Source organism: Nocardia sp. PLKS1-43 (genome assembly GCF_059510335.1).
Map to the genome: position 1 here is coordinate 603,697 of NZ_JCAJZQ010000001.1, position 26,338 is coordinate 630,034.

Below are 26,338 nucleotides of genomic sequence, written 5' to 3' on the forward strand. Positions count from 1 at the left end.
GGGCAGAGCGCGATGATGGTGCTGGAGGACGGGCGGGTCTTCCGCGGCTCGTCCTTCGGCGCCGAGGGGCAGACCCTGGGTGAGGCGGTGTTCTGCACCGCGATGACGGGGTATCAGGAGACGCTGACCGATCCGAGTTACCACCGGCAGATCGTGGTGGCCACGGCCCCGCAGATCGGCAACACGGGCTGGAACGACGAGGACGACGAGTCCAAGCGGATCTGGGTGGCCGGATACGCGGTGCGCGACCCCGCGCGGCGCGCCTCGAACTGGCGAGCCACGACGACGCTGCAGGACGAACTGGCTCGCCAGGACGTGGTCGGCATCGCCGGGATCGACACCCGCGCGCTGGTGCGCCACCTGCGCTCGCGCGGGTCGATGAAGGCCGGGATCTTCTCCGGCGAGGCCGCCGAGGCGTCGGTGCAGGAGCTGCTGGCCCGGGTGAACGGCCAGCCCTCGATGCTGGGCGCGGACCTGGCCGAAGAGGTCAGCACCGACCGGCTGTACACGATCGAACCGGCCGGTGAGCACCGATTCACCGTTGTCGCAGTCGATCTCGGCATCAAGACCAACACCCCGCGGATGTTCGCCGAGCGCGGTATCCGGGTGCACGTGGTCTCCTCGAACGTGACCCTCGACCAGATCCGGGAACTGCAGCCGGACGGGGTTTTCCTGTCCAACGGCCCCGGCGACCCGGCCACTCAGGACGACGCGGTCGCGCTGACCAAAGCCGTTCTGGGCGAAGGGATTCCGCTGTTCGGTATCTGCTTCGGCAACCAGATCCTCGGGCGCGCACTGGGTTTGGGCACCTACAAGATGAAGTTCGGGCACCGCGGCATCAACGTCCCGGTGGTGGACCATGCGACCGGGCAGATCTCGATCACCGCGCAGAATCACGGGTTCGCGCTCGAGGGTGAGGCCGGACAGCGCTTCGACACCCCGTTCGGCACCGCCGAGGTCAGTCACACCTGCGCCAACGACGGCACGGTGGAAGGCGTGCGGCTGGTCGACGGCCGCGCCTTCTCGGTGCAGTACCACCCGGAAGCGGCCGCCGGTCCGCACGACGCCGCATATCTCTTCGACCGTTTCGCCGGTCTGATGGAAGGAGCCTGATGCCTCGCCGCGAGGATCTACGCCACATCCTGGTGATCGGCTCGGGCCCGATCGTGATCGGCCAGGCCTGTGAATTCGACTATTCCGGCACCCAGGCGTGCCGGGTGCTGCGGTCCGAGGGACTGCGGGTGTCGCTGGTGAACTCGAACCCCGCGACGATCATGACCGATCCGGAATTCGCCGACTCGACCTACGTCGAGCCGATCACCCCGGAGTTCGTCGAGAAGGTCATCGAGAAGGAGCGTCCCGACGCGATCCTGGCCACCCTCGGCGGCCAGACCGCGCTAAATACCGCTGTGGCCCTGCACGAACGGGGTGTGCTGGCCAAGTACGGCGTCGAGATGATCGGCGCCGACTTCGACGCCATCCAGCGCGGTGAGGACCGGCAGAAGTTCAAGGACATCGTCGCGAAGGTCGGCGGCGAGAGCGCCCGCTCCAAGGTCTGCTACACCATGGACGAGGTTCGCGAAACCGTTGCCGAACTCGGTTTCCCGGTCGTGGTGCGTCCGTCGTTCACGATGGGCGGGCTCGGTTCGGGCATGGCGTACAACGACGAGGATCTGGACCGCATCGCCGGCGGCGGCCTGGCCGCATCGCCGACCGCGAACGTGCTGATCGAGGAATCCATCCTGGGCTGGAAGGAATTCGAGCTCGAGCTGATGCGCGATCGCCGCGACAACGTGGTGATCGTCTGTTCGATCGAGAACGTCGACCCGATGGGCGTGCACACCGGCGACTCGATGACCGTCGCCCCGGCCATGACCCTCACCGACCGCGAGTACCAGAAGATGCGCGATCTGGGCATCGCGATCCTGCGCGAGGTAGGAGTCGACACCGGCGGCTGCAACATCCAGTTCGCGGTGGACCCGCGCGACGGGCGCTTGATCGTCATCGAGATGAACCCGCGTGTGTCGAGGTCGTCCGCATTGGCTTCCAAGGCAACGGGTTTCCCGATCGCGAAGATCGCCGCGAAGCTGGCCATCGGCTACACGCTCGACGAGATCGTCAACGACATCACCAAGGAGACCCCGGCCTGTTTCGAGCCCACGCTCGACTACGTGGTCGTCAAGGCGCCGCGGTTCGCGTTCGAGAAGTTCCCGGGTGCGGACCCGACGTTGACCACGACCATGAAATCGGTCGGCGAGGCGATGTCGCTGGGCCGTAACTTCGCCGAGGCGCTGGGCAAGGTGCTGCGCTCGCTGGAGACCAAGTCGGCGGGCTTCTGGACCCAGGGCGACGGCGAGTGGACCGATGTGCAGGCGGTGCTGGACGATCTGAAGGTGCCCACCGAGGGCCGCATCTATCAGGTCGAGCGCGCGCTGCGGCTGGGTGCGAGCATCGAGGACGTCGCCGCGGCCTCGGGTGTTGACCCGTGGTTCGTGGCCGAGATCGCGGGCCTGGTCGAGTTGCGGCGGGAGATCCTGGACGCGCCGGTCCTGGACGAGCAGCTGCTGCGCACCGCCAAGCACTACGGTCTGTCCGATCGTCAGATCGCCGCGCTGCGGCCCGAACTCGCCGGCGAGGGCGGTGTGCGGGAGCTGCGGCACCGGCTGCACATCCGCCCGGTGTTCAAGACCGTCGACACCTGCGCCGCCGAATTCGAGGCCAAGACCCCATACCACTACTCGGCCTACGAGCTCGACCCGGCCGCGGAGTCCGAGGTGGTCCCGCAGCGTGAGCGCGAGAAGGTCATCATCCTGGGGTCGGGTCCGAACCGGATCGGCCAGGGCATCGAATTCGACTACTCGTGTGTGCATGCGGCGCAGACGCTTTCGGCCGCCGGATTCGAGACCATCATGGTCAACTGCAATCCGGAGACCGTCTCGACCGACTACGACACCGCCGACCGCCTGTATTTCGAGCCGCTCACCTTCGAGGACGTGCTCGAGGTGTTTCACGCGGAGTCCGAATCGGGCACCGTCGCCGGCGTGATCTGCCAGCTCGGCGGGCAGACGCCGCTGGGGCTGGCGCAGCGGCTCACCGACGCGGGCGTGCCCGTGGTCGGCACCTCGGCCGCGGCCATCGACCTGGCCGAGGATCGCGGTGAGTTCGGCGAGGTGCTCACGGCGGCGGGGCTGCCCGCGCCGAAGTACGGCACCGCCACCACGTTCGCGCAGGCGAAGAAGATCGCCGCCGAGATCGGCTATCCGGTGCTGGTGCGTCCGTCGTACGTGCTGGGCGGTCGCGGAATGGAGATCGTCTACGACGAGAAGTCCCTGGCGGACTACATCTCCCGCGCCACCGAGATCACCCCGGACCATCCGGTGCTGGTCGACCGGTTCCTGGAGGACGCCATCGAGATCGATGTCGACGCACTGTGCGACGGCGAGGAGGTCTACCTCGGCGGCGTCATGGAACATATCGAGGAGGCCGGTATCCACTCCGGCGACTCGGCCTGCGCGCTGCCGCCGATCACGTTGGGGCGCAGCGATATCGAGGCGGTGCGCCGCTCGACAGCCGCGCTGGCCAAGGGGATCGGCGTGCAGGGCCTGCTGAACGTGCAGTACGCGTTGAAGGACGACGTGCTGTACGTCCTCGAGGCCAATCCGCGCGCCAGCCGCACGGTGCCGTTCGTCTCCAAGGCGACCGCGGTTCCGCTGGCCAAGGCCGCGGCGCGAATCGCGTTGGGCGCCACCATCTCCGGCCTGCGCAAGGAGGGGCTGTTGCCCGCCGAGGGCGATGGCGGGTACGCGCCGATCGAGGCCCCGGTCGCGGTCAAGGAAGCCGTGCTGCCGTTCCACCGCTTCCGCCGCCCGGACGGCACCGGCATCGACTCGCTGCTCTCGCCGGAGATGAAGTCGACCGGTGAAGTCATGGGCATCGACGCGGATTTCGGCACCGCCTTCGCCAAATCGCAGAGCGCGGCCTACGGTTCGCTGCCCACCGAGGGCACCGCGTTCGTCTCGATCGCGAATCGGGACAAGCGCGCCATGGTGTTCCCGGTCAAGCGCCTGCACGACCTGGGATTCCGCATCCTGGCCACCGACGGGACCGCGGAGATGTTGCGGCGCAACGGAATTCCGTGCGAGCGCGTGCGCAAGCAGTCCGATCCGGCATTCGTCGGTGAGGTCGGCGGAAGCGCCGGGGAACTCGCCGGTCCCTCGATCGTCGACCAGATCAAGGACGGCGAGATCGATATTGTGTTCAACACCCCGTACGGTAATTCCGGACCTCGAGTCGACGGCTACGAGATCCGCACCGCCGCGGTGGGCGCGAGTATTCCGTGCATCACGACGGTGCAGGGTGCGGCCGCGGCCGTCCAGGGCATCGAGGCGACAATCAATGGAGGGATCGGTGTGCGATCCCTCCAGGAGCTGCACGCCGTCCTGCGGGCCGGTGCGAGCGACCGGTCCGCAGGCGGCGGCGAGCGTGATGATCACGCCGCCGTTGACGTCACTATCGAGCACAGCTGAGAGAGGAACGAAGACGGTGGGAGCCATGGGTTTTGGTGCGGGACCCCGGCCGGGGACGCCGCGTCGGCGGCGGGCCGGTCTCGGCGAGGTACGGGTGCCGGGCGGTGATATCCGGGTGATGCGCAACGTCGGCGGGTACAGCACCGTCGGCTTCCGTGCCAACCCGCCGATCAACCGGACCCGGGCGTCCGAGCCCGCGGAGCAGTCGGACTTCGAGCGTGAGCTCGAGGCCATCGACCGCGAGCTGGCCGCAGCCGAACGCGATCTGGCTGCCAAGGGGGCGATGACGGATTCGCGCGAGCCCGCCGCGGCCGGTTCGGCGGCGGAGCCGCGGTGAATCCGTTCGGGCTGCGGCTGCGCGATGCGATGGGCCGGCACGGCCCGGTGTGCGTCGGCATCGACCCGCATCCGCAACTGCTGCGCGCCTGGGACCTGTCCGAGGACGTCGAGGGGCTCAAACGATTCGCCGATGCCTGCGTGGACGCCTTCGCGGGCCGGGTCGCGCTGGTGAAGCCGCAGGTGGCGTTCTTCGAGAGCTACGGCTCGGGCGGCTTCGTCGTGTTGGAGGACACCATCGCGGCGCTGCGCGAGGCGGGCACGCTGGTGCTGGCCGACGCCAAACGCGGCGATATCGGCTCGACGATGGCCGCCTACGCGCAGGCCTGGCTGGCCGATGGACCGCTGGGCAGCGACGCGCTGACCGTCTCGCCCTACCTCGGCTTCGGGTCGCTGGCGCCCGCGCTGGAGCTGGCCGCGGCGAACAACCGCGGGGTGTTCGTACTCGCGGCGACGTCCAATCCGGAAGGCGCGCAGGTACAGCGCGCCGCCGCGGCCGATGGTCGCGCTATCGCCCAGACCATCGTGGACGAGGCCGCGGCGCGGAACGCGGGCGCGGAATTCGGTTCGGTCGGGGTGGTGATCGGGGCGACCCTTTCCGAGGCTCCCGACCCGGCCCGCCTCAACGGCCCGATCCTGATGCCCGGCGTCGGCGCGCAGGGCGGCGGAGCGGAGTCGATTCGCGCCCTGGTGCCCGCGCCGAGTCTGAATGCCGTGGTGCCCAACGTGTCACGCGAAGTACTGAACGAGGGGCCGTCGGTGGCGGCCCTGCGGACCCGGGTGACCCAACTCGCCGACGAGTTCGCCTTTCTGCAGAGCTGAGCCGGTACGGCGGTGTTCCGCCGGGCACGACCGACGACGGACCGGTCGCCCCGAATGACGGGGCGACCGGTCCGTTTTCCGTCACGGCCCCGTAGCGCCGCCGGACGTGCGCGATGGCCGGTGTGTCGCGCCTATACGTTTTACGCTGTCAGGGCGGCGTTCGGGCGGCGGTGCGGTGCCGCCGGGCGGCAACGGTGATCCTCGGCGTCTCCGGAAGCTGGGCGCCGCGCCGGACGAGTGCTCGTCCGATGGCCCGCCGCGACGGTCGCGAAGCACGACACGCTGGGCGAAAAAGTGCGACACGCGGATAAATTCCAGAAAATTCCTGGTCGGGCGATAACGGCGCGGTTACGAGTTGTCCGGTCGGTGCATCCGGTACCGCGAGTACCCGGTATCGGGTGTGGAATATGCTGGTCAGAGGGCTCTTCACGATTTTCGCCGGAGCCTTCGCGAGATCGTCCGGAATCCTCGCCGCAGGTCGCCCGACCCGCGCGGCGGGCGCCCGAATCACCCGCTGACCTGGGGGGTGGGTTCGCAATCGGCAGGCCGCGTGGGTACGGTCGCTGAGACCGCCGGGTTACCGGGGGTAGATCATGCAATGAACGATGAGACGGAGGAACCGTGGCCCTTCCCCAGCTGACTGACGAGCAGCGCGCCGCTGCTTTGGAGAAGGCGGCTGCCGCTCGCCGCGCTCGGGCAGAGCTCAAGGAGCGCCTGAAGCGTGGCGGCACCGACCTGAAGACGGTCCTGAAGGATGCCGAGACCGATGAGGTCCTGGGCAAGATGAAGGTGTCCGCACTGCTCGAGGCCCTGCCGAAGGTCGGCAAGGTCAAGGCGGCGGAGATCATGACCGAACTGGAGATCGCGCCGACCCGCCGCCTGCGTGGCCTGGGCGACCGTCAGCGCAAGGCGCTGCTGGCGAAGTTCGACTTCGAAGCCTGAGTTTCGGGGTGGTCGAACACACGAAGATGGGTCGGCTGGTGGTACTGGTCGGCCCCTCGGCCGTCGGGAAGTCCACTGTGGTCCGCTGTGTCCGCGAGCGGCTGCCGGAATTGGTATTCAGTGTGTCGGCCACCACCCGGGCCCCGCGGCCCGGGGAGGTCGACGGCCTGGACTACCGGTTCGTGACCCGGGCCGAATTCGACACCATGATCGAGAAGGGGGAGATGCTCGAGTGGGCCGACATCCACGGCGGCCTGCAGCGGTCCGGTACTCCGGCCGCACCGGTCCGAGCGGCGCTGGCCGCCGGAAAACCGGTTCTCGTGGAGGTGGACCTCGCCGGAGCGCGTTCCATTCGCGCCGCGATGCCCGAGGCGCTGCTGGTATTCCTGGCGCCGCCCAGCTGGGAGGAGCTGGTTGCCCGGCTGACCTCGCGCGGCACCGAATCGCCCGAGGTGATCGAACGCCGATTGCTGACCGCGAAGACCGAACTCGCCGCGTGTGACGAGTTCGACACCGTGATCGTGAACGACGAGGTGACTGCCGCCTGTGAGCAGTTGGTATCGTTGTTCGTTAGCACAAATTCGCGATAGAGCCCGCCCGTCTCCGGGCGGCGGCTCTGTCATCAGACCACCACACAGACCCGCAGGAGCCTCACCAGTGAGCGACACCAAGACCGTGCCCGCGTACGACACCCCGGTCGGCCTCACCAACCCGCCGATCGACGAGCTGCTCGAGCGCACGTCGTCCAAGTATGCGCTGGTCATCTACGCGGCCAAGCGGGCGCGCCAGATCAACGACTACTACAACCAGCTCGGCGACGGCATCCTCGAGTACGTCGGCCCGCTGGTCGAGCCGGGCCTGCAGGAGAAGCCGCTGTCGGTGGCCATGCGGGAGATTCACTCCGACCTGCTCGAACACACCGAAGGCGAGTGAGCCAGGGCCGCGAGGCACAGTGACCCGACGCACCGAAGAGGCATGAGGTATGCGGATCGTTGTCGGCGTGGGCGGCGGGATCGCCGCCTACAAGGCCTGCTCGCTCATTCGTAAATTCACCGAAACCGGTCACGACGTGCGGGTGATTCCGACCGAGTCGGCGCTGCAGTTCATCGGTAAGGCCACCTTCGAGGCGCTGTCGGGCAATCCGGTGCACACCGGCGTCTTCGCCGACGTGCCCGAGGTGCCGCACGTGCGCCTCGGCCAGGAGGCGGATTTGGTGGTCATCGCCCCGGCGACGGCCGATCTGATGGCGCGCGCCGCGATGGGCCGAGCCGACGATCTGCTGACCGCGACGCTGCTCACCGCGCGATGTCCGATCCTGTTCGCCCCGGCCATGCACACCGAGATGTGGCAGCACCCGGCCACGGTGGCCAATGTGCGCACGCTGCGTGCGCACGGTGCGATCGTCGCCGAACCGGCCTCGGGCCGGCTCACCGGAGCGGACACCGGCCCCGGGCGGCTGCCCGAGGCGGAGGAGATCTTCGCGTTGGCCTCACTGCTGCTCGAGCGTGCCGACGCGATCCCGCGTGATCTCGAGGGCCGCCGGGTCGTGGTGTCGGCGGGCGGTACCCGCGAGCCGCTGGATCCGGTGCGTTTCCTGGGTAATCGCAGTTCCGGCAAACAGGGGTTCGCCCTGGCGCGCCTGGCGGCGCAGCGCGGTGCCCGGGTGACCCTGATCGCCGGGAACACGATCGGCCTGGACGCCCCGGCCGCGGTGGAGTTGCTGCACGTCACCACCGCCGAGCAGTTGCGCGTCGCGGTCGACAAGCACGCCACCGGCGCGGATGCGGTGATCATGGCCGCCGCGGTGGCGGACTTCCGCCCGGTGAACGTCGCGGCCGCGAAGATCAAAAAAGGTGCCGGGGAACCCAATTCGATCGAGCTGACGAAAACCGAAGACATTCTGGCGGGTTTGGTGCAGGCTCGCCGGGACGGTCGGCTGACCGGAACCGCGATCGTCGGATTCGCCGCCGAGACCGGTGACGAGCACGGCGACGTCCTCACCCACGCGCGCGCGAAACTGAAGCGCAAGGGGTGTGATCTGTTGGTAGTGAACGCGGTCGGCGAGGGCAGGGCCTTCGAGGTCGACCACAACGACGGCTGGCTGCTGGGTGCCGACGGCACCGAGCAAGCCCTCGATCACGGATCGAAGGCACTGCTGGCCAGCCGGGTGCTGGATGCGCTCGGTCCGCTACTGCGCTGAGCAGTCGGCGGATTCGGCCTATCCTGCAAGTAGGCATCCGATGCTCCACGGCATCGGGTGCACGGTTTCACCGATCGCCAAAACGGGGCCCTGTGGAGGCGTTGTGGCTGGTGCGGGCGTCCGTGTGGCGCCCTGCGAGACCCCACTGCGTCGGTGGTTTGGAATAGTCTGAGGCAAAGGTCTCATGACAGCGGGCCGAGCAGCGCCATCGTGACGGTGCTGCGGCGGGCCCGGACGAGAAACCCGTTGAGGGAGAGGGAGAACTGTGCGCACGTCTGGCAGCCGCCTATTCACCAGTGAGTCCGTGACCGAGGGTCATCCGGACAAGATCTGTGACGCCATCAGCGATTCCGTTCTCGACGCTCTGCTCGCGCAGGATCCGCGCAGCCGGGTGGCGGTGGAGACCTTGGTGACCACCGGTCAGGTGCACGTCGCCGGTGAGGTCACCACCGAGGCCTACGCCGACATCCCCACGATCGTGCGGGAGAAGGTCCTCGAGATCGGATACGACTCCTCGGCAAAGGGTTTCGACGGTGCCTCCTGCGGGGTGAACATCGCGATCGGCGCGCAGTCGCCCGATATCGCCCAGGGCGTCGACCACTCGCACGAGGCCCGCGTCGGCGGTTCCGACGACGAGATCGAACGGCAGGGCGCCGGTGACCAGGGTCTGATGTTCGGGTACGCCACCAAGGAGACCCCCGAGCTGATGCCGCTGCCCATCGCGCTGGCGCACCGCCTGTCGCGGCGGCTGACCGAGGTGCGCAAGTCGGGCGTGCTGCCGTACCTGCGCCCCGACGGCAAGACCCAGGTCACCATCGAATACGAGGGCGCGCAGCCGGTGCGCCTGGACACCGTGGTGCTGTCCACCCAGCACGCCGCCGATATCGATCTGGACAATCTGCTGGCTCCCGACATCCGCGAGAAGGTCGTGCAGGCGGTGCTGGACGACCTGGAGTTGCCCAACCCGCTGGACACCTCCGATTTCCGGCTGCTGGTGAACCCGACCGGCAAGTTCGTGCTCGGCGGCCCGATGGGCGACGCGGGTCTGACCGGCCGCAAGATCATCGTGGACACCTACGGCGGTATGGCCCGGCACGGCGGCGGCGCGTTCTCCGGTAAGGATCCGTCGAAGGTGGACCGTTCTGCCGCGTACGCCATGCGCTGGGTGGCGAAGAACGTCGTTGCGGCGGATCTGGCCGAGCGGGTCGAGGTACAGGTCGCCTACGCCATCGGCAAGGCCGCCCCGGTGGGTCTGTTCGTCGAGACCTTCGGCACCGAGAAGGTCGACCCGAACGCGATCTCCGCGGCCATCGCCGAGGTTTTCGACCTGCGTCCGGGCGCCATCATCCGCGACCTGGATCTGCTGCGCCCGATCTACGCGCCGACCGCCGCGTACGGCCACTTCGGCCGCACCGATATCGACCTGCCCTGGGAGCGCACCGACCGTGCCGACAAACTCCGTGCCGCAGCGGGTCAGTAGCCATTGGGAGGCTGTATCGGATGCGTGCCGACAAACTCCGTGCCGCGGCGGGTCTGTAGCCATTGGGAGGCTGTATCGGATGCGTGCCGACAGGCTCCGTGCCGCGGCGGGTCTGTAGCCAGTGGCTGGCTGTATCGGATGCGTGCCGGCAAGCTCCGTGCCGTGGCGGGCTGCAGGCTGTTGGCAGGCTGTAATGGCCGCGTCGGATCGCGCGTGAGTTCGGTGCGCGCGGCTACCGGAGAGTAGTTGTCCGAGGCCAGGACGCCCGCGGGCGCCGCCGGATCCGCATCCGATGCGGCGGGCGCGGGGAAGCGGCGTGGTAAACGAGCGGAGACGGCCGCGAAGGACGCGGCCGTCTCCCACCCCATCGCGCGGGTTCTGCCGATGCTGGAACCGGCCCACCTCGATCGCGACTTCGATTATCTGGTCCCGGCCGAGATGGACGAACTCGCGCAACCGGGTGTGCGTGTGCGCGTGCGCTTTTCGGGCCGGCTGGTCGACGGCTTCCTGCTGGAACGCCTCGAGCGGTCCGATCACACCGGCACCCTGATGCGGCTGGAACGCGTCGTCTCGGGCGAGCGCGTACTCACTCCCGAAATCCTGCGCCTGATCACCGCTGTCGCCGCCCGCTACGCCGGCACCCGGGCCGATGTACTGCGCCTGGCGATTCCGCCGAGGCACGCGCGAACCGAAGCGGGACAGGCACGTTCGAAGCAGGAGCGCGCCGCACAGGAATCCGCCGCAGAGACCACCTCCGAGACGATGGTAGCGGCCGATCCCGCCGCAGCACTCGATGCTTCGGGTCCGGGGGAGTGCCCGGCCACGAAAGAACCATTCGCAGACGGTGAGTCCGCACAGCCCGATGGTGGGTCATCCGCGAGTGGTACCGCGGATTCCGTTGGACGCGTGGGATTTTCGCGTGCCGCAGATGCGGGGCCCGCGGTGCCTCGTCCGGGGGGGATGTCGGCGAATAGTGTCCCGCGGTCGTCTGATGTGGTGGCCGGGCGTGCGGCTGCGAGTGGTTCGGCTGGCATCGCGGATTCCGTTGGGCGCGTGGATATTTCGTCGGCTGGTGCCCAGGTCGCGGACGCGACGACTGAGGTGCCTCGCCGGGCGGGTATGTCGGCGGGTAATGTCCCGCAGTCGTCCGATGTGGTGGCCGGGCGTGGGGCGGTGAGCGGTTCGGCCGCTGGTTGCGGGTCCGCACCGCCGGATGGCGCGTCATCCGACAGTGGCTTCGCGGATCCCGGTGGGGGCGTGGAGGTTTCGTCGGCGCGTGGCCGGGGCGCGGATACGCGGGGGGCCGTTGCGGACGGATCTGTCGAACAGGCGAGTGCTGGAGTCGATGACGGGTCCACGGCCGAACCGGGGCCGGGTGCGGTCGGCCGGGCGAGCGAGTCCGAGGCCGATCATCCTGCCGCGGGGGTCGATGATGTTCGGCATTCCGGAGGCCGGGATGGGCGTGGTTCGGCTGCGGCAGGTGGTGCCGCGTCAGCGCAGGCGGGAGAAATCGCTTCGAACCATACCGGGGCACGGGGTGGTGTCGGCGATGACGGCGCCGGGACTGCGGGAGACGGCGACGGGGATGAGCATGCCGAGCCGGTTGCCGGCGATTCCGACGCGGTGCAGAGCCACCTCGGCGGGGTACCGCGGGATACGGGTGGGGCTGTCTCCACCGCAAACCCGGATCGCCTCGCGGCCGCTCGCGATGACACGGCTCCGGCGGGCGACCGTGATACGGACGGCGCGACGCAGGGCTCGGGCGCATCTTCGGCCGAACCCGATGCTGTCCGGACCTCGCGGGCGAAAGATGCTGCGCGAGTGGACGTTTCGCGGTTCACCGAGTGGTCGCGTTATCGGCACGGTGCGTCGTTCCTGAGCGCGCTGGCGGCAGGTAAGGGACCGCGGGCGGCGTGGCAGGCATTGCCGGGGGAGGATTGGGCGCGGCGGCTGGCAGAGGTGGCCGCCGTGGTCGCCGGGGGCGGCCGGGGCGTGGTGGTGATGGTTCCGGATCAGCGGGATCTGGATCGGGTGCTGGCGGCGTGCACGGAGCTGGTGGGGGAGGGGGCGGTCGGGCTGGCCGCGGGTCTGGGGCCCGCGGCGCGGTATCGGCGGTGGCTGGCGGCGTTGCGGGGGACGGCGCGGATCGTGGTGGGAACTCGCAGTTCGGTATTCGCGCCGGTGCACGATCTGGGGTTGATCGTCATCTGGGACGACGGCGACGATACCTATGCCGAACCGCGCTCGCCGTATCCGCACGCGCGGGAGGTGGCGATGTTGCGGGCGCACGAGAGCGGTGCGGCCTTCGTAGCCGGGGGATTCGCGCGCACCGCCGAGATCCAGGCCGTGGTCGATTCCGGGTGGGCGCACGATCTGGTCGCCGATCGGGCCGTGGTCCGGCAGTACGCGCCGCGGATCAGCGCACCCGGCGACAGCGACGTTGCGCTGGAACGTGATCCGGTCGCCCGCGCGGTAAGGATTCCCGCGGTGGCCTTCACCGCGGCCCGCAAAGCGCTCGCCGCCGGAGATCCGGTGCTGGTGCAGGTGCCGCGGCGCGGTTATGTTCCCGCGCTGTCGTGTGCGCGGTGCCGCACGCCCGCACGATGCCGGCACTGCAATGGACCGCTCGCCCTGCCCGGCGAGCCCGGCGCGGCGCGGCCCGCGGGGGACGCCGCCCGACCCGGTTCGGCGCGAGAACTGGGAGTCGCGTTGTCGCGCAGGCGATCCGAGGAGGTTGCGCACAGTCCCCGGTGTCGCTGGTGCGGCCGGACCGATGCCGCATTCCGCTGTGGCGCCTGCGGTGCGCGGGCATTGCGGGCGGTGGTGATCGGCGCCGCGCGCACGGCGGAGGAACTGGGACGGGCCTTTCCGGGAGTGCCGATCCGGGGTTCCGGCGGTGCGACCGTGCTGGATTCGGTCTCCGAAGGTGCGCAGGTCGTGGTGTCCACCATCGGCGCGGAGCCGAGTGTGCCGGGGGGCTACGGTGTCGCGCTGCTGCTGGACGGCTGGGCGCTGCTCGGTCGCGCGGACCTGCGTGCGGCCGAGGACGCGTTGCGGCGCTGGATGTCCGCCGCCGCACTGGTCCGCTCGACCGGCCAGGTCATCGTGATGGCCGAGCCGTCGTTGCCGACCGTGCAGGCGCTGGTCCGCTGGGACCCGGTGACGCACGCGGAATTCGAACTGGCGGCGCGGGCGGAGGTGCGCTTCCCGCCCGCGGTCCGCCTGGCCGCGCTGGACGGAACCACCGACTCGATCGCCGAATTGCTCGGTGAGGCACAGCTTCCCGCCGGTGTCGAGGTCTTGGGCCCGGTGCCGCTCCCACCGGGGGCCCGCACCCCGTTCTCCGCCGGAGACGCCCCGGCCGAGATCGAACGGATGATCCTGCGCGCGGACCGGGACCGAGCCGCCGCCCTGTCCCGGGCCCTGACCGCGGCGCTTGCCGTCCGCAGCACCCGCCGCTCGGGCGATCCGCTGCGAGTCCAGATCGACCCCATCGACATCGGCTGAGCCACAACCGAATTCGGGCACAACTGCCGCGGTGGTCCCGGTGCGCGCCGAGGTCCTCGGCCCGGATGACGGTGCGGCGGGGTGGCCGTGACCGGCAGCGCTGCGGTTCGGGGTGGTGCGAGGGGAGATCAGCGGAAGGTGTCCGCGTGCCGGGCCGCCCAGGCGGTGAACGGGGTGGCGGGGCGGCCGAGGACGTTCTCGACGTCGGGGCTGACCTGCTGTTCGTCGGCGGTGGGAGTACCGAGGATGGACAGTGTGACCTCCGCGACGGGTTCGGGCATGTAGCCGGTCATGGCCGAAAGCGCCTGGGCGCGGGTGAGTTCGTGGAAGGTGATCGGCTCGCCGAGTGCCCCGGACAGGATGCGGGCCTGGTCGCGCGGGGAGACGAGCGCGGGGCCGGTGAGCGTGTATGCCTGTCCGGCGTGCTCGTCCGAACGCAGTGCGGCGGCGGCCACCTCGGCGATATCGGCCGGATCGACCTGCGGCAGCGCGACATCGCCGAACGGCCAGTGCACCGCGCGCTCGGCGCGGACCGACTCGATCCAGGCGAAGGTGTTCGAGAAGAATCCGGCGGGTCGCAGAACCGTCCAGGCGAGCTCCGAATCCCGCAGTGCCGCTTCGAAAGCGGTGATGCGCGGGGCCGCGGGGTTGCCGGGCCGGGTTCGCGCCGACTGGGAACCCAGCAGTACGACCTTGCCGACTCCGGCTCGCTCGATCGCGCGCAGCACATCGGCGGCCGGCGGCCCGGCCACGCCCTGTTCCCCGGACAGCAGCAGGAACAGCGCCTCGCCACCGGCGGCTGCGCTCGCGAGCCCGTCGAGATCGGACAGATCGGCACGCCGATACTCGACCCCCTGCTGCGGGCGGCTCTCCTTCTCGCCTCGGGAGATCGCCACCACCTTCTCGCCCCGCGCGGCCAGCGTCCGCACGAGCGCATCGCCGACATTGCCGGTCGCTCCGGTCACCACGATCATCGACATCTCCTAAGTTAGTTGGCTGACTTAGAACACGGTACGGCGCGCGACCAGGTTTGTCTATAGTTAGTTGTATGACTGACTCAGTCGAGCCGAAACGGGCCGGCAAGCGCGAACGACTTGCCGCGGCCGCCGCGCGCACCTTCCACGAGCAGGGTGTGGAGAAGACGACCATCGCCGATATCGCGCGCGCCGCGGACGTGCCGGTCGGCAATGTCTACTACTACTTCAAGACCAAGGATCAGCTCGTGCAGGCGGCGATCGGCGCCCATGCTCAAGGCCTGCGGACCGTGATCGCCGAACTCGAACAGCACGCAGCACCGGCCGACCGGCTCAAGGAACTCGTCCGGGGCTGGGTCGGCGGGCGTGATCTGGCGGCCCGATTCGGCTGTCCCTCGGGAACTTTGGCCGCCGAACTGGACAAGCGCGACGACGGCCTGGATCGTGAGCTGGCCGCGGTGATGCGGGGGCTGATCGATTGGGTGCGTGTGCAGTTCGCGGCGATGGGCCGTGCCGACGCGGCCGAACTGGCGGTGGCGCTGGTCGCCGCCTATCAGGGAATATCGTTGCTCACCAATACCTTTCGTGATCCCGAGCTGATGGTCGCCGAGGGGCGGCGGCTGGAGAACTGGATCGATTCGCTCGCGGCCTGACCGGCCGGCCCGGCGCTCCGGAGGGTCGGAACCCGGCTCTATTCGGTTGCGTCCCTGCCGGATCGGAGATCGAGTCCGAGGGTCTCGGTGATCGTGCGCAGGGCGCGCCGGGTCGAACGATTCAACTCCGCCGCATCGCTGCCCATTCCGATCAGCAGATCCACGGTCGCGGGGCCGAGTACGGCGGTCAGCGCCTGCCCCTGGGTGCCGAGATGTCCGGTCAGTTCGAGCAGGACGACGCCGTGGATGAGGCCCCACAGTCGCGCGGCAACCTGTCTGGGCGGGTCCGCGCGGATGCGACCGGCGTCGATCATCCGCTGTACGACCGCGACGAGTTGCAGATAAGTCGCGGCGCCGACGCCTTCCTGCAGGGGTTCGGCGGTGAAGTCGTGGATCGAGCCGGTGTGCAGTGAGGTGAGCCCGAACATCAGCCGATACCGCTGCGGGCTGGCCAGGGCGTACTGCCGGTAGGCCGCGCCCATCACGAGGAAGTCGGCCGCCGGATCCTCGGTCGGGGCGACCGCACCCAGCGCCGCGCCGAACTGGGTGAACGCCTCGATGATGATGGCCGAGACCAGTCCGGGCATGCCCTCGAAGTGGGTGTAGACGGCCATCGTCGACGCGCCCACCTCGGCGGCGACCCGGCGCGCCTGCAGCGCCTCGGGGCCCGCCTCCTCGAGCAGCCGCATGCCGGCCTCGATCAGTTGTTCGCGCATCTGCGCGCCCGTCCGCCGATTCGATTGGCGGGGATGAGAACTCACTGTTGCCACACCTCCATAACAAGGTTATTCTAGTCCATATAACGTTGTTATTCACAGGAGCCTCGCATGGGAAATCGCTATCTCGAGGGCGGCTTCGCGCCGCTCGAGCAGGAATTCACCCTCACGGATCTGCCGGTGACCGGCACGATCCCGGATCATCTCGACGGCAGATATCTGCGCAACGGCCCGAATCCGGTCGGTGAACTGGACCCGGAGCTCTATCACTGGTTCCGCGGCGACGGCATGGTGCACGGCATCCGCCTGCGCGACGGCCGCGCCGAGTGGTACCGCAATCGCTGGGTGCGCGGCCCGGGGACCTCGGTCGCGCTCGGTGAGAAGCCGCTGGTGGACCTGTCGGCCACCGGAGGGGAAGGGCCGAATACCAACGTCATCGCGGTCGCCGGGCGGACGGTGGCCATCGTCGAGGGCGGCAGTACCGCATACGAGCTCACCGATGAGCTCGACACGGTAGGCCCCTGTGATTTCGACGGCACGCTGACCGGTGGATATACCGCTCACCCCAAACGTGATCCGGTCACCGGTGAGCTGCACGCGGTCTCGTATTCGTTCCAGCGCGGAAACCGCGTGCAGTACTCGGTGATCGGCGCCGACGGCCGGGCGCACCACACCGTGGACATCGAGGTCGGCGGCTCGCCGATGATGCACGATTTCTCGCTCACGGAGAATCACGTGGTGTTCTACGATCTGCCGGTCACCTTCGACACCCGGATCGCCGCGGAGATGACGGTGCCGCGCAGTCTGCGGCTTCCGGCCCGGCTGATGCTCTCGGCCATGGTCGGCCGGGTGCGGGTGCCGACCCCGCCGACGCCGAATTCGCCACGGCCCGCGCGCGATCGGCGAATGCCGTACAGCTGGAATCCGAAATATCCCGCCCGCATCGGGGTGATGCCGCGCACCGGCGGTTCGGCGGACGTGCGGTGGTTCGAGATCGAACCCTGCTACGTCTTCCATCCGATGAACGCGTACGACGACGACGGCGTGATCGTGCTGGACGTAGTCCGTTACGACACGATGTTCGAGGAGGGGCACCGCGGCCCGTCCGGGCGTTCGGCCCTGGATCGCTGGGAGGTCGACCTGAACGCGGGCAAGGTCCGGCAGTCACGCCTGGATGATCGCCCGCAGGAGTTCCCGCGCGTGGACGAGCGTCTGGTCGGGCGGCGGCACCGATACGGCTACGCGCCCGCGGTGGGGCGCGATCTGGAGGCCGGCGCGACGCTGTACAAGCACGATCTGCGCACCGGCGATACCGCCGAACGTTCCTTCGGTGTCGGAAAAGGCTTGGGAGAGTTCGTCTTCGAGGCCGCTTCGCCGGACGCGGCGGAGGACGAGGGCGTGCTGATGGGGTTCGTTCACGACGCGCCGACCGATCGCAGTGAACTGCTCGTTCTCGATGCCGGAACCCTCGAGACGGTGGCGAGTGTCGCGCTGCCGCACCGGGTGCCCGCCGGATTCCACGGCAACTGGATCCCCTCGAACTGATCGAACGGCCGGTTCGTGCCCTGCCTCACACTTGTCAAAGATGCATTGTCGATATATCGTCGACTATGTAATCGAAGAACAAGCCCGAGGAGGCAGCCATGGAAAACATGGAGAACATGAATTTGCGCGGTCGCCGCGGCGGCCCGCATCCCGGTGATCGCCGGTGGGAGGGCCGTGGCCCCGGTGGCCGCGAGCACTTCCGCCGGCACCCGCACGGCGGTCACGGCTTCGGTCCGGAATTCGGCCCGTTCGGCGGCGATTTCGGTCCCGGCTTCGGCCGCGGCTTCGGCCGTGGCCGCGGCCGGGGTGGCCGGGGCCGGCGCGGCGATGTGCGTGCGGCGATCCTGCTGCTGCTGCGTGACCGGCCCATGCACGGCTACGAACTCATCCAGCAGATCCGCGAACGCAGCGGCGACGTCTGGCGACCCAGCCCGGGGTCGATCTACCCGGCACTGTCCCAGCTCGAGGACGAGGGTCTGGTGCTGATCGACAAGGTGGCCGGCCGCAAGACCGCCAAGCTCACCGCATCCGGCGAGGAGTACGTCCAGCAGCACGCGGACGAACTCGGCGATCCGTGGCAGGAGGTCCGCGCCGGCGTCGGGGATCAGGCCCTGGATCTGCGCGAACTCGTCGGCCAGCTGATGGGTGCGGTCGCGCAGGTGGCTCGTGCGGGCACCGCGGAGCAGGCGGCCAAGGCCGCCGAGGTGCTCACCGAGGCGCGTCGCTCGCTCTACCGGATCCTCGCCGACGACGAGGCCGGGGAGAAGTGAGCCGCGAGGCCGGACCGGTGAAACGCTGCGCCGCAGCGGCGATTGCCGGTCCGGGTGCGCAATGATCGAAATATGGAACGATGCGGTCCCCGCATTGATCGGGGCTGGTCACAAGGGTCGGGACGGTCGCGTCGGGGGAGCCGGTCGCGCCGGACGGCCGTGGCGGCGGCATTGGCGGGTGCGCTGATCCTCGGGATCGGCACACCCGGTTGGGCCGAACCGCCGCGACCGCCCGGATATCGGCCGCCTGTCGTCCCCGTCCTGCCGGGGCCGCCGCAGCAGGACCATCTCGCCGCGGCGCGCTATCAGAAAGCCCATCCCGGCGTTACTCCGGAGGGCACCAACGACTTCGGCTGCCGGCCCACCGCCGAGCACCCACGTCCGGTCGTCCTGGCGCACGGTACCGATGCCTCGGCCTATACCGATTGGTCGGCGATCGGCCCGCAGCTGGCGCACGCCGGATTCTGCGTCTTCGCGCTGAACTACGGCGGAAGGCCCGGGGCCAGTTCCTTCGGCACCGAGGATCTGTGGATCTCCTCCTGGCAGATCGGCGACTTCGTCGACCAGGTGCTGACCGCGACCGGTGCGACGCGGGTGGACCTGGTCGGATTTTCCCAGGGCGCCAACGTCACCCGGTACTACATCGACAAGCTCGACGGGGCGGCCAAGGTGGCGCAGTGGGTCGGGATCGCCTCACCGACGAACGGCGGGGTGATGTACGGACTGGTCGCGCTGGCCGACGCGCTGCCCGGACTGTGGCCGGTCTACCAGGATCTCACCTCGCCGGCCGTGGTTCAGCAGGCCGCGGGTTCGCCCTTCATCCGGCAGTTGAACGAGGGCGGTGACACCGTGCCGGGAGTGCGGTACACCACGATCATCAGCCGCGTGGACGAGATGATCCAGCCCTATCGCAGCATGGAACTGCGCGGGCCGGGCGCGCGCAATCTCGTCCTGCAGGAACTCTGCCCGATCGATCTGACCGGGCATTTCCACTCGGTGTACGACCCGTATGTGCAACAGCTGCTGCGCAATGTGCTGGATCCGGCGCACGCGACGCCGCCGGAGTGCCGGCATGTGCCGCTGGGTACCGAGATTCCCGAGGTGATCGAGGCCGCGCACACCTGAACGGGGTGGGCCGGGGGCATCCGTAAAATGGGGCGACCACATCTTTCATCGCTTCGGGGAGTTACCGTGACCGTCCAGCCCGTTCGCCTGTTCGGCGACCCCGTCCTGCGCGCCCGCGCGGACGAGGCCACCTCCTTCGATCGGGAGTTGCGTCAACTGGTGACCGACCTGACCGAAACCATGCACGCCAGCGGCGGCGTGGGCATGGCGGCCCCGCAGATCGGCGTGGGCCTGCGCGTTTTCGTCTACGACACGGTGGATGCCTCCCGCGCCGGGACGCCTCGCGCCGGACATCTGATCAATCCGTCCTACGAGGTGCTCGGAGACGAGGAGCAGACCGGCGCGGAGGGGTGCCTGTCGATTCCGGGACTGCGCTACGACGTCACTCGATCGCTGCGGGTGCGGGCGCGGGGCGTCGATGTGGCCGGCGCGCCGGTGGAATTCGAGGCCGAGGGGCTGCTGGCGCGGTGCGTGCAGCACGAATCCGATCACCTCGACGGCGTGCTGTACCTGGACCGGCTCGACCCGGCAGCGCGCAAGGCGGCGCTGCGCGCGGTGCGCGAGTCCGAATGGTTCGGCGCGGGCAAGACCGTCATGTCGGCGGCCGAGGTGGCCGGGGCCCGCGTGGCCTCGGCGGGACAGGGGGACTGATGCGCCTGGTTTTCGCCGGGACGCCCGAGGCGGCGGTCCCCTCGCTGCGGCGGCTGCTCGAATCCACGCGGCACGAGGTCCTCGCGGTGGTGACGCGTCCGGACGCGGTCGCCGGGCGCGGCCGCAAGATCTCGCGTTCGCCGATCGGCCGCCTGGCCGACGAACACGGCATCCCGGTGCTCACCCCGCACAAGCCCGCTGATCCCGACTTCGTCGCGCGGCTGACCGAATTGGCTCCGGACTGCTGTCCGGTGGTGGCCTACGGCGCGCTGCTGCCGCAGCAGGTGCTCGACATCCCGCGGCACGGCTGGGTCAATCTGCATTTCTCGCTGCTGCCCGCCTGGCGGGGCGCCGCGCCGGTGCAGGCCGCGATCCTGGCCGGGGACGAGATCACCGGCGCCTGCACCTTCCGCATCGAGAAGGGGCTGGACACCGGGCCCGTCTTCGGGGTGATCACCGAGAAGATCGGCGTCGCGGACACCGCCGGGACGTTGCTCGAACGTCTCGCCGAATCCGGTGCCCGACTGTTGGATTCGACCATGGACGGGATCGAGGACGGTGTGCTGCAAGCCGTTCCGCAGGCCGCCGAGGGGGTGTCGTACGCGCCGAAGGTCGATGTGCAGGCCGCGCACGTACGCTGGGACCAACCCGCGCTCGCGGTGAATCGCCGCATTCGCGCGGTCACGCCCGCGCCCGGCGCATGGACCGAAATCGACGGTAAGCGAATCAAACTCGGCCCGGTCGAATTGGTCGAGGAGGCGCTCCCGGCGCGGGTGATCGAGGTCCGCAAATCGGGCGTCTTCGTCGGCACCGCCACGACCGCGGTCCGCCTGGACCAGGTCCAACCTCCTGGCAAACGCATGATGTCCGCTCTCGACTGGGCCCGTGGCGCACGCCTGGAGCCCGGCGCGGTGATCGGATGACCCGCCCGAGGCGGGACGGGAACGACGACACGCCGCGCTCGGCCGGTCGGCGCGAGTCCACAGCGGGCGGTTCGCGGGGCGATCGTTCGCGTGGCGGCGGCGGTGCCGCCGCACGTCCAGGACGCGCGAGTGACGCTGGGCGTCAAGAGGATTCGCAAACCCACGGGTCCAGGCGAGGTGACGTCGAGCGGGGCGGACGGATCGGCGGATATCGGTCGGATGACGTGCGCGGCGGCGGTGACGGTCCACGCCGGGCCGGTTCGGATCGTCCGGGCTCCCGCCGAGCCGGGGATTCGAGGGCGGCCGATCGAACGACGAACACCCGCGCTCGCTCGGACGACACTGTGCCCCAGCGCGATTCGAGGCGCGGGGTTGGTACGGCCGGGAACGCGGGCGCACCTGGATCGGGCCGAGAGGCCCCGGATCGGCGGGAGCGCGGTGCCGGGGGCGGGGATCGGACGGAAACGCGCGGTGGAGGCGGGCCGGGCCGGCGTGCCGCTGATCAGCGCGGCGGTGACCGGCCGTTGACGGGCGGTCGAGGCGGTGGTGCGGGCGGGCCGGGCGGCGGCCGGTCTTCGCAAGGAGGTGCGCGAGAGCAGCAGAGTCGTGGCCGGGGATCGGACCGGTCCGGAGCGGGCGGGCGATCAGCCGGGCGGGACGGCGGGACTTCGGGGCGCCCGCGCCGGGACGGCGGGCGCAAGCCCGGGGTGGTGGATGCGCCGCGCGAGGTGGCGCGCGATGTCTTACGCGCGGTCCGGGAGCGGGACGCGTATGCGAATCTCGTTCTGCCCGCGATGCTTCGGGAGCGCCGGGTGTCCGGGCGCGATGCGGCGTTCGCGACCGAGCTGGCGTACGGCGCGTCCCGGTCGATCGGGATGCTGGACGCGGTGATCGAGTCCTGCGCGGGACGGACGGTCGAGGATATCGACGGGCCGTTACTGGATGTGCTGCGTCTGGGCGTGTACCAGTTGTTGCGGACCCGGGTCGGCGCGCATGCCGCGGTGGATACCTCGGTGCAGTTGGTTCGGGCCGAATCCGGTTCCGGCAAGGCCGGTTTCGTGAACGCCGTGCTGCGCCGGGCGGGTGAGCGGGATCAGCAGGGATGGGTGGACGCGCTCGCGCCGCGGGATCCGGTGGGGCATATGGCTTTCGAATTTGCGCACCCGATGTGGATCGCCCAGGCCTTCGCCGATGCGCTCGGCGCATCGGCAGGGGAGCTGCGGGAGCTGCTGGCCGCCGACGACGAGCGCCCGGCGGTGCATCTGGTGGCGCGGCCCGGTGCGATCACCGCCGAGGAGCTGGCGCTGGTGACCGGTGGCGAGCCGGGGCGTTGGTCGCCCTATGCGGTCTATCTCGACGGCGGCGATCCGGGTGCGCTGGAACCGGTGCGCGAGGGGCTGGCCGGCGTGCAGGACGAGGGCAGTCAGCTGGTCGCGCTCGCACTCACCCGGGCCGAACTACTGGGTCCGGACAACGGCCGGTGGCTCGACCTGTGCGCGGGACCCGGCGGCAAAGCCGCGCTGCTGGGATCCCTGGCCGATATCGACGGCTACCGGCTCGACGCGGTCGAACCCGCCGAGCACCGGGCCGAGCTGGTGCGTACGGCCACGCGCGATCTGCCGGTGACCGTCCACGTGGCGGACGGCCGGGACAGCGGGCTGACCCCGGGCTACGACCGCATCCTGGTCGACGCGCCCTGCACCGGCCTGGGCGCACTGCGCCGGCGTCCGGAGGCGCGCTGGCGACGGACCCCGGCCGATGTCCGCGAGCTCACCGTATTGCAGCGCGAATTGCTCACCGCCGCATGGGATCTGCTGCGGCCGGGCGGCGTCGTGGTGTACTCGACCTGCTCCCCGCACCTGCCGGAGACGATCGCGGTGGTCGGCGACGTCGTGCGTCGCACCGGCGCCGAGGAACTGGACAGCCGCCCGCTGCTGCGGGGTGTCACCGAACTCGGCGACGGCCCCGCCGCGCAGCTGTGGCCGCATCGCCACGGCACCGATGCGATGTTCCTCGCGGCGCTGCGCAAACCCCTGTGACCCGGAGCCGGAGGATCCCCCGACGCGCGGCATCCTCCGGCCCTCGATCAGCTCCGCCGGGTCCGGTCCAGTCTCAGCGCGAGCCTCGGGCACAGATCGACGGCATCACGGGCTCCGGCGATCCGATCCGCCCCGACGATCGGATCCCGATGGTCGCGAGTGAGCGGATAGCCCCAATCATCCCGCGCGAGGACGTCCGGGAGTAGTTCGCTGCACACACCCCGCCCATCGCAACGCGTCCAGTCGATATGCAATCGCCACTCGCCCGGCTGTTCCGCGCGGCTCATGAGCGTGCGCCGTTCTCGGTGCTCGATGCCGCGCGGGTCCACAGGGCCCTGCGGTTCGTGTCCGCCGGGCGGTGATTGCTCGCGATACAGGTCATCATCGCGCTCCGATCGTGGTCTCGGTGATCTGGCATCGGCCGCGCAGGTGCGAGGCGATGTCGTGCGCGAAGACGTCGAGGGCCGAACGGACCAGCCGGGCGGTGCCGTCGGGGTGAGCGCACGCGCCGCGGCCGTCGACCAGGTCGGCGAGGCGGGCGATTTCGCGCGGATCGACCGGCTGTCCCTGGGCGAGTGCGCCGAATATCGCGGCGATGGCGGGCAGGCCGTTGCGGCACGGGCCGCACTGCCCGGCGCTCTGCGCGGCGAGGTACGCGATGATGTCGGCGGATGCCCGCAGCCCGCATTCGTTCCAGGACAACACTCGCACGACGCCCGCGCCGGGGGAGGCGTGCAGCGGGCGCAGCGCGGCGGCCGACAGGGCGGCCCGGCCCAGTGCGGCGGCGGGAATCCAGGTGCCGTGGTACCCGCCGATCAGCACGGCGCGCACGGTGCTCGGGTCGGTCCGGCCGTGCCGGGCGATCAGGTCGGGCAGCGCGATGCCGAGCGGGACCTCGACCACGCCGGTCGCGGTGGTTCCGGACAGCGTGACCAGCATGGTGCCGGGTTCCTCCGGAGTGCCTACGCCGCGGAACCACCGCGGTCCGTAGCGGGCGATGAGGGCCAGGTGCGCGAGGGTCTCGACGTTGTGTACCAGCGTCGGTCGACCCCGTAGGCCGGAGCGTGAGGTGCTGACCAGCTGATCCCCGGGCAGCGCGGGCGAGCCCGCGATCCGGTTGATCACCGCGGTCTTCTCCCCGGATAGGAAGGTCTCCGCCGACGCGGTGAGTTCGATCGTTCGCCGGTCGTATCCACTGGCCCGGCGCTCCTCGAGCGCGCGGCGTACCCCGTCGAGCGCGGCCGCGGGCGCGTAGAGGTGGCATTCGCGAGCGCCGACGGCGTCCGCGGCGATGCCGAGCCCGTCCAGCACCAGATGCGGTGCGCGGGAGAGCAATACGGCGTCCTTGCTGCTGGCCGGCTCGCCCTCGGCGGCATTGGCGATGACGACGGCCCGGCGTCCCGCCGCGACCGCGGCGAGTTTGCGTGCGGCCGGGAAGGCCGCTCCGCCGCGGCCGAGCAACCCGGAGGCGGCCACGGCGTCCAGGATTTCGACGCCTCCGGCGGTCGTCGGCATCGCGCCGAAACACCGTGTATGCGAGGATAATTCAGGGCCCGAGCGCAGTAGCCGCCGGACGCCGGCCGGCGCCGCTGGCTCGATGGTCGCGGTCGTCGTGCTCATCGCGCACTCCTTCGCTGTATCCGTCCGAATTCGGTGAAATCCGCCGCGGTCCGCCAGGTCACGGCGGCGGCGACGGCGACAATGCAGATTCCGGCGGTCGCGAGCATCCACGGCCGCGCCGCGTCGGTGCCGGTCCCCAGTGCGTGAATCAGCGCCACCGGCCACAAACCGTATGCGGCCCAATGGATCACGCGGAAGGTCCGCGGGCCGAGCCGATGCCGCAGCAGCGCCGAGACGACTACCGCGATGAGCAGATCCACCGCGACAGTGCCCAGACCCATCCACACCGGCCGGTAATCCGCGGCGAAGGGCACCGCGATGTCGGTCAGCCGCAACTGCGCGTCGGGATCGGCGAGCAGGCTCAGCACGTGGATGGCGACCAGCGCGCAGGCGATGAGCGACGCGCCGCGATGCAGATCGGCGATCGCGCTGCGGGGCAACGCGATCGCGCGTCCCGAGCGTGCCGCGATGCCGACGACGACCGCGACGGTCAGCACGACCAGCGCGGCGACCCCGCTGCCGCGCCCGAAGGCCCACAGCGCCTGGGTCATGGCCGTATCTCCCATGATGTCCCCCTTATCGTTCCGCGGGCCAGCCGCCGAGGGTGGTGATCCGCCCGTCGCGGTCGACCAGCCGCGCGGGTGATCCGGATCGGTGCAGCGGCCCGAGCGCGTCGCGTCCTCGAACCACGGCCGCGGTGGCGGCCGCATTGGCCGTCAGGCAGTCGTTCGCGACGACCGAGACTGTGCGCCAGATGTTTTCGGCGGCGATGCCGGTGCGCGGATCGACGATGTGATGGACCAGATGGCCACCGCGTTTCCACTGCCGCCGCAACGTGCTGGAGGTGGCCAGCGCCGCGCCCGCGGGCAGGCTGATCCGGCAGCCGGGCTCGTGCGGGCCATCGCGTACCTCGATCTGCCAGCCGCCCGCGGGCGCCGCGCCCGCGGTGGCGATATCACCGCCGAGGCTGACCAGCGTCCCGCAGCCGAACCGTTCGGCGACCATCCGCGCGCACCGGTCGGCCGCGATCGCCTTGGCGGTGGCGCCCAGATCCAGTCGGACACCGCGCGGCACCGTCACGGTCCGCGCGTCGAGCGAGACCGTCGTCCAGTCCGTGCGCGGGGTGAACACCACCTGGATCGGCTCGGCCGAATCGGTGCCCGCCACGAGCGTGTAGTCCCGGTCGTAACCCAGCCGCGCGAGCGCCGCGCCGACCGTCGGATCCACGTCTCCCGCGGTGTCCTCGGCCACCGACAACGCCGCGCGCAGATACTCCGCGAGCAGCGGCCCGACGTCGGCCGGGCGTCCCTGCCGCGCGTTGAGCCCGCTGAGTTCGGAATCGTCACGGAACCGGCTGCAGGCGCGATCGACGGCGTCGAGATATTCGCAGACCGCCTCCCGGGCTTCGGCGAGAGGTGCGGGATCGGTCACCACCAGCCGGGCGCGGGTACTCCACAGCGACCAGTCGGCCGCCGCGGTGCGGTCCGGTTCGAGCGCCGGCGCGGTCAT

The 26,338-nt window shown here is 70.1% G+C and carries 24 protein-coding genes and 1 pseudogene; 18 read left to right on the forward strand and 7 right to left on the reverse strand.

Annotated features, from left to right (window positions below; translation table 11 throughout):
* The first annotated feature begins 12 nt into the window (after positions 1–12).
* From carA to AC5WS7_RS02880, 10 genes and pseudogenes are all read left to right on the forward strand, one after another.
* Positions 13–1,113, forward strand: a complete 1,101-nt coding sequence (gene carA / locus AC5WS7_RS02835; protein WP_495953720.1) for a glutamine-hydrolyzing carbamoyl-phosphate synthase small subunit — start codon at positions 13–15, stop codon at positions 1,111–1,113.
* Entirely contained in the window at positions 1,113–4,526 is a 3,414-nt protein-coding gene (gene carB / locus AC5WS7_RS02840; protein ID WP_495952746.1) for a carbamoyl-phosphate synthase large subunit, read from the forward strand. Before carA ends, carB begins: the two co-directional genes overlap by 1 nt.
* Before the next feature lie 25 nt (positions 4,527–4,551).
* Positions 4,552–4,863, forward strand: coding sequence for a hypothetical protein (locus tag AC5WS7_RS02845; protein WP_495952747.1), 312 nt, complete (start codon positions 4,552–4,554; stop codon positions 4,861–4,863).
* Positions 4,860–5,684, forward strand: coding sequence for an orotidine-5'-phosphate decarboxylase (gene pyrF / locus AC5WS7_RS02850; RefSeq protein ID WP_495952748.1), 825 nt, complete (start codon positions 4,860–4,862; stop codon positions 5,682–5,684). The genes AC5WS7_RS02845 and pyrF overlap by 4 nt, the downstream gene beginning before the upstream one ends.
* Before the next feature lie 621 nt (positions 5,685–6,305).
* Positions 6,306–6,626 carry an integration host factor, actinobacterial type gene (mihF, locus tag AC5WS7_RS02855; protein WP_040824977.1) on the forward strand — a complete coding sequence of 107 codons (321 nt, stop codon included), beginning with the start codon at positions 6,306–6,308 and terminating at the stop codon, positions 6,624–6,626.
* A gap of 26 nt (positions 6,627–6,652) precedes the next feature.
* Positions 6,653–7,216, forward strand: coding sequence for a guanylate kinase (gene gmk / locus AC5WS7_RS02860; protein WP_495953721.1), 564 nt, complete (start codon positions 6,653–6,655; stop codon positions 7,214–7,216).
* 67 nt (positions 7,217–7,283) lie between these two features.
* On the forward strand, positions 7,284–7,559 hold the full coding sequence (gene rpoZ, locus AC5WS7_RS02865) for a DNA-directed RNA polymerase subunit omega (RefSeq protein ID WP_025350704.1): 276 nt from the start codon (positions 7,284–7,286) through the stop codon (positions 7,557–7,559).
* A 49-nt stretch (positions 7,560–7,608) separates the two neighbouring features.
* Positions 7,609–8,826, forward strand: coding sequence for a bifunctional phosphopantothenoylcysteine decarboxylase/phosphopantothenate--cysteine ligase CoaBC (coaBC, locus tag AC5WS7_RS02870; RefSeq protein ID WP_495952749.1), 1,218 nt, complete (start codon positions 7,609–7,611; stop codon positions 8,824–8,826).
* A gap of 265 nt (positions 8,827–9,091) precedes the next feature.
* A complete protein-coding gene (gene metK, locus AC5WS7_RS02875) occupies positions 9,092–10,306 on the forward strand; it encodes a methionine adenosyltransferase (protein ID WP_495952750.1) in 1,215 nt (404 codons plus the stop codon).
* A gap of 384 nt (positions 10,307–10,690) precedes the next feature.
* A pseudogene (locus AC5WS7_RS02880) lies at positions 10,691–10,999 on the forward strand (primosomal protein N' family DNA-binding protein); the annotation flags it as partial.
* A gap of 798 nt (positions 11,000–11,797) precedes the next feature.
* Here AC5WS7_RS02880 and AC5WS7_RS02885 read toward each other — a convergent pair.
* Complete coding sequence (locus AC5WS7_RS02885; RefSeq protein WP_495953789.1) at positions 11,798–11,941, reverse strand: hypothetical protein; 144 nt, start codon at positions 11,939–11,941, stop codon at positions 11,798–11,800.
* A 186-nt stretch (positions 11,942–12,127) separates the two neighbouring features.
* Here AC5WS7_RS02885 and AC5WS7_RS02890 point away from each other — a divergent pair, with 186 nt between their 5' ends.
* Positions 12,128–13,813 carry a primosomal protein N' gene (locus AC5WS7_RS02890; RefSeq protein ID WP_495953722.1) on the forward strand — a complete coding sequence of 562 codons (1,686 nt, stop codon included), beginning with the start codon at positions 12,128–12,130 and terminating at the stop codon, positions 13,811–13,813.
* Positions 13,814–13,941: 128 nt separating this feature from the next.
* Here the strand turns inward: AC5WS7_RS02890 and AC5WS7_RS02895 are convergent, their stop codons facing one another.
* Positions 13,942–14,787 carry an NAD(P)H-binding protein gene (locus AC5WS7_RS02895; RefSeq protein ID WP_495952751.1) on the reverse strand — a complete coding sequence of 282 codons (846 nt, stop codon included), beginning with the start codon at positions 14,785–14,787 and terminating at the stop codon, positions 13,942–13,944.
* Positions 14,788–14,861: 74 nt separating this feature from the next.
* On the opposite strand from AC5WS7_RS02895, the gene AC5WS7_RS02900 reads away from it, so the two are divergent.
* Entirely contained in the window at positions 14,862–15,440 is a 579-nt protein-coding gene (locus AC5WS7_RS02900) for a TetR/AcrR family transcriptional regulator (RefSeq protein ID WP_495952752.1), read from the forward strand.
* A 38-nt stretch (positions 15,441–15,478) separates the two neighbouring features.
* Here AC5WS7_RS02900 and AC5WS7_RS02905 read toward each other — a convergent pair whose 3' ends face one another.
* Complete coding sequence (locus AC5WS7_RS02905; protein ID WP_495952753.1) at positions 15,479–16,201, reverse strand: TetR/AcrR family transcriptional regulator; 723 nt, start codon at positions 16,199–16,201, stop codon at positions 15,479–15,481.
* Positions 16,202–16,267: 66 nt separating this feature from the next.
* On the opposite strand from AC5WS7_RS02905, the gene AC5WS7_RS02910 reads away from it, so the two are divergent.
* From AC5WS7_RS02910 to AC5WS7_RS02935, 6 genes are all read left to right on the forward strand, one after another.
* Positions 16,268–17,701: a carotenoid oxygenase family protein gene (locus AC5WS7_RS02910; protein WP_495952754.1), complete on the forward strand. Its 1,434-nt coding sequence runs from the start codon at positions 16,268–16,270 to the stop codon at positions 17,699–17,701.
* Between the two features lie 107 nt (positions 17,702–17,808).
* The gene (locus AC5WS7_RS02915) at positions 17,809–18,471 is read left to right on the forward strand and encodes a PadR family transcriptional regulator (RefSeq protein WP_495953723.1); all 663 of its coding nucleotides are present in this window, start codon (positions 17,809–17,811) and stop codon (positions 18,469–18,471) included.
* A gap of 159 nt (positions 18,472–18,630) precedes the next feature.
* The gene (locus tag AC5WS7_RS02920; protein ID WP_495952755.1) at positions 18,631–19,596 is read left to right on the forward strand and encodes an esterase/lipase family protein; all 966 of its coding nucleotides are present in this window, start codon (positions 18,631–18,633) and stop codon (positions 19,594–19,596) included.
* Between the two features lie 66 nt (positions 19,597–19,662).
* Positions 19,663–20,247, forward strand: coding sequence for a peptide deformylase (def, locus tag AC5WS7_RS02925; RefSeq protein WP_495952756.1), 585 nt, complete (start codon positions 19,663–19,665; stop codon positions 20,245–20,247).
* Positions 20,247–21,170 (forward strand): methionyl-tRNA formyltransferase, encoded by a 924-nt coding sequence (gene fmt / locus AC5WS7_RS02930; RefSeq protein ID WP_495952757.1) that lies wholly within the window; start codon positions 20,247–20,249, stop codon positions 21,168–21,170. Before def ends, fmt begins: the two co-directional genes overlap by 1 nt.
* A 524-nt stretch (positions 21,171–21,694) precedes the next feature.
* Positions 21,695–23,209 carry an RsmB/NOP family class I SAM-dependent RNA methyltransferase gene (locus AC5WS7_RS02935; RefSeq protein WP_495952758.1) on the forward strand — a complete coding sequence of 505 codons (1,515 nt, stop codon included), beginning with the start codon at positions 21,695–21,697 and terminating at the stop codon, positions 23,207–23,209.
* 47 nt (positions 23,210–23,256) lie between these two features.
* On the opposite strand, the gene AC5WS7_RS02940 is transcribed toward AC5WS7_RS02935, so the two are convergent.
* The 4 genes from AC5WS7_RS02940 to AC5WS7_RS02955 all read right to left on the reverse strand — a co-directional run bounded on the left by AC5WS7_RS02940 (position 23,257) and on the right by AC5WS7_RS02955 (position 26,338).
* The gene (locus tag AC5WS7_RS02940) at positions 23,257–23,496 is read right to left on the reverse strand and encodes a ferredoxin (protein WP_495952759.1); all 240 of its coding nucleotides are present in this window, start codon (positions 23,494–23,496) and stop codon (positions 23,257–23,259) included.
* A gap of 94 nt (positions 23,497–23,590) precedes the next feature.
* A complete protein-coding gene (locus AC5WS7_RS02945; protein WP_495952760.1) occupies positions 23,591–24,829 on the reverse strand; it encodes an NADH-ubiquinone oxidoreductase-F iron-sulfur binding region domain-containing protein in 1,239 nt (412 codons plus the stop codon).
* On the reverse strand, positions 24,826–25,395 hold the full coding sequence (locus tag AC5WS7_RS02950; protein ID WP_495952761.1) for a ferric reductase-like transmembrane domain-containing protein: 570 nt from the start codon (positions 25,393–25,395) through the stop codon (positions 24,826–24,828). The genes AC5WS7_RS02945 and AC5WS7_RS02950 overlap by 4 nt, the downstream gene beginning before the upstream one ends.
* Before the next feature lie 10 nt (positions 25,396–25,405).
* Positions 25,406–26,338 (reverse strand): FAD:protein FMN transferase, encoded by a 933-nt coding sequence (locus tag AC5WS7_RS02955; protein WP_495952762.1) that lies wholly within the window; start codon positions 26,336–26,338, stop codon positions 25,406–25,408.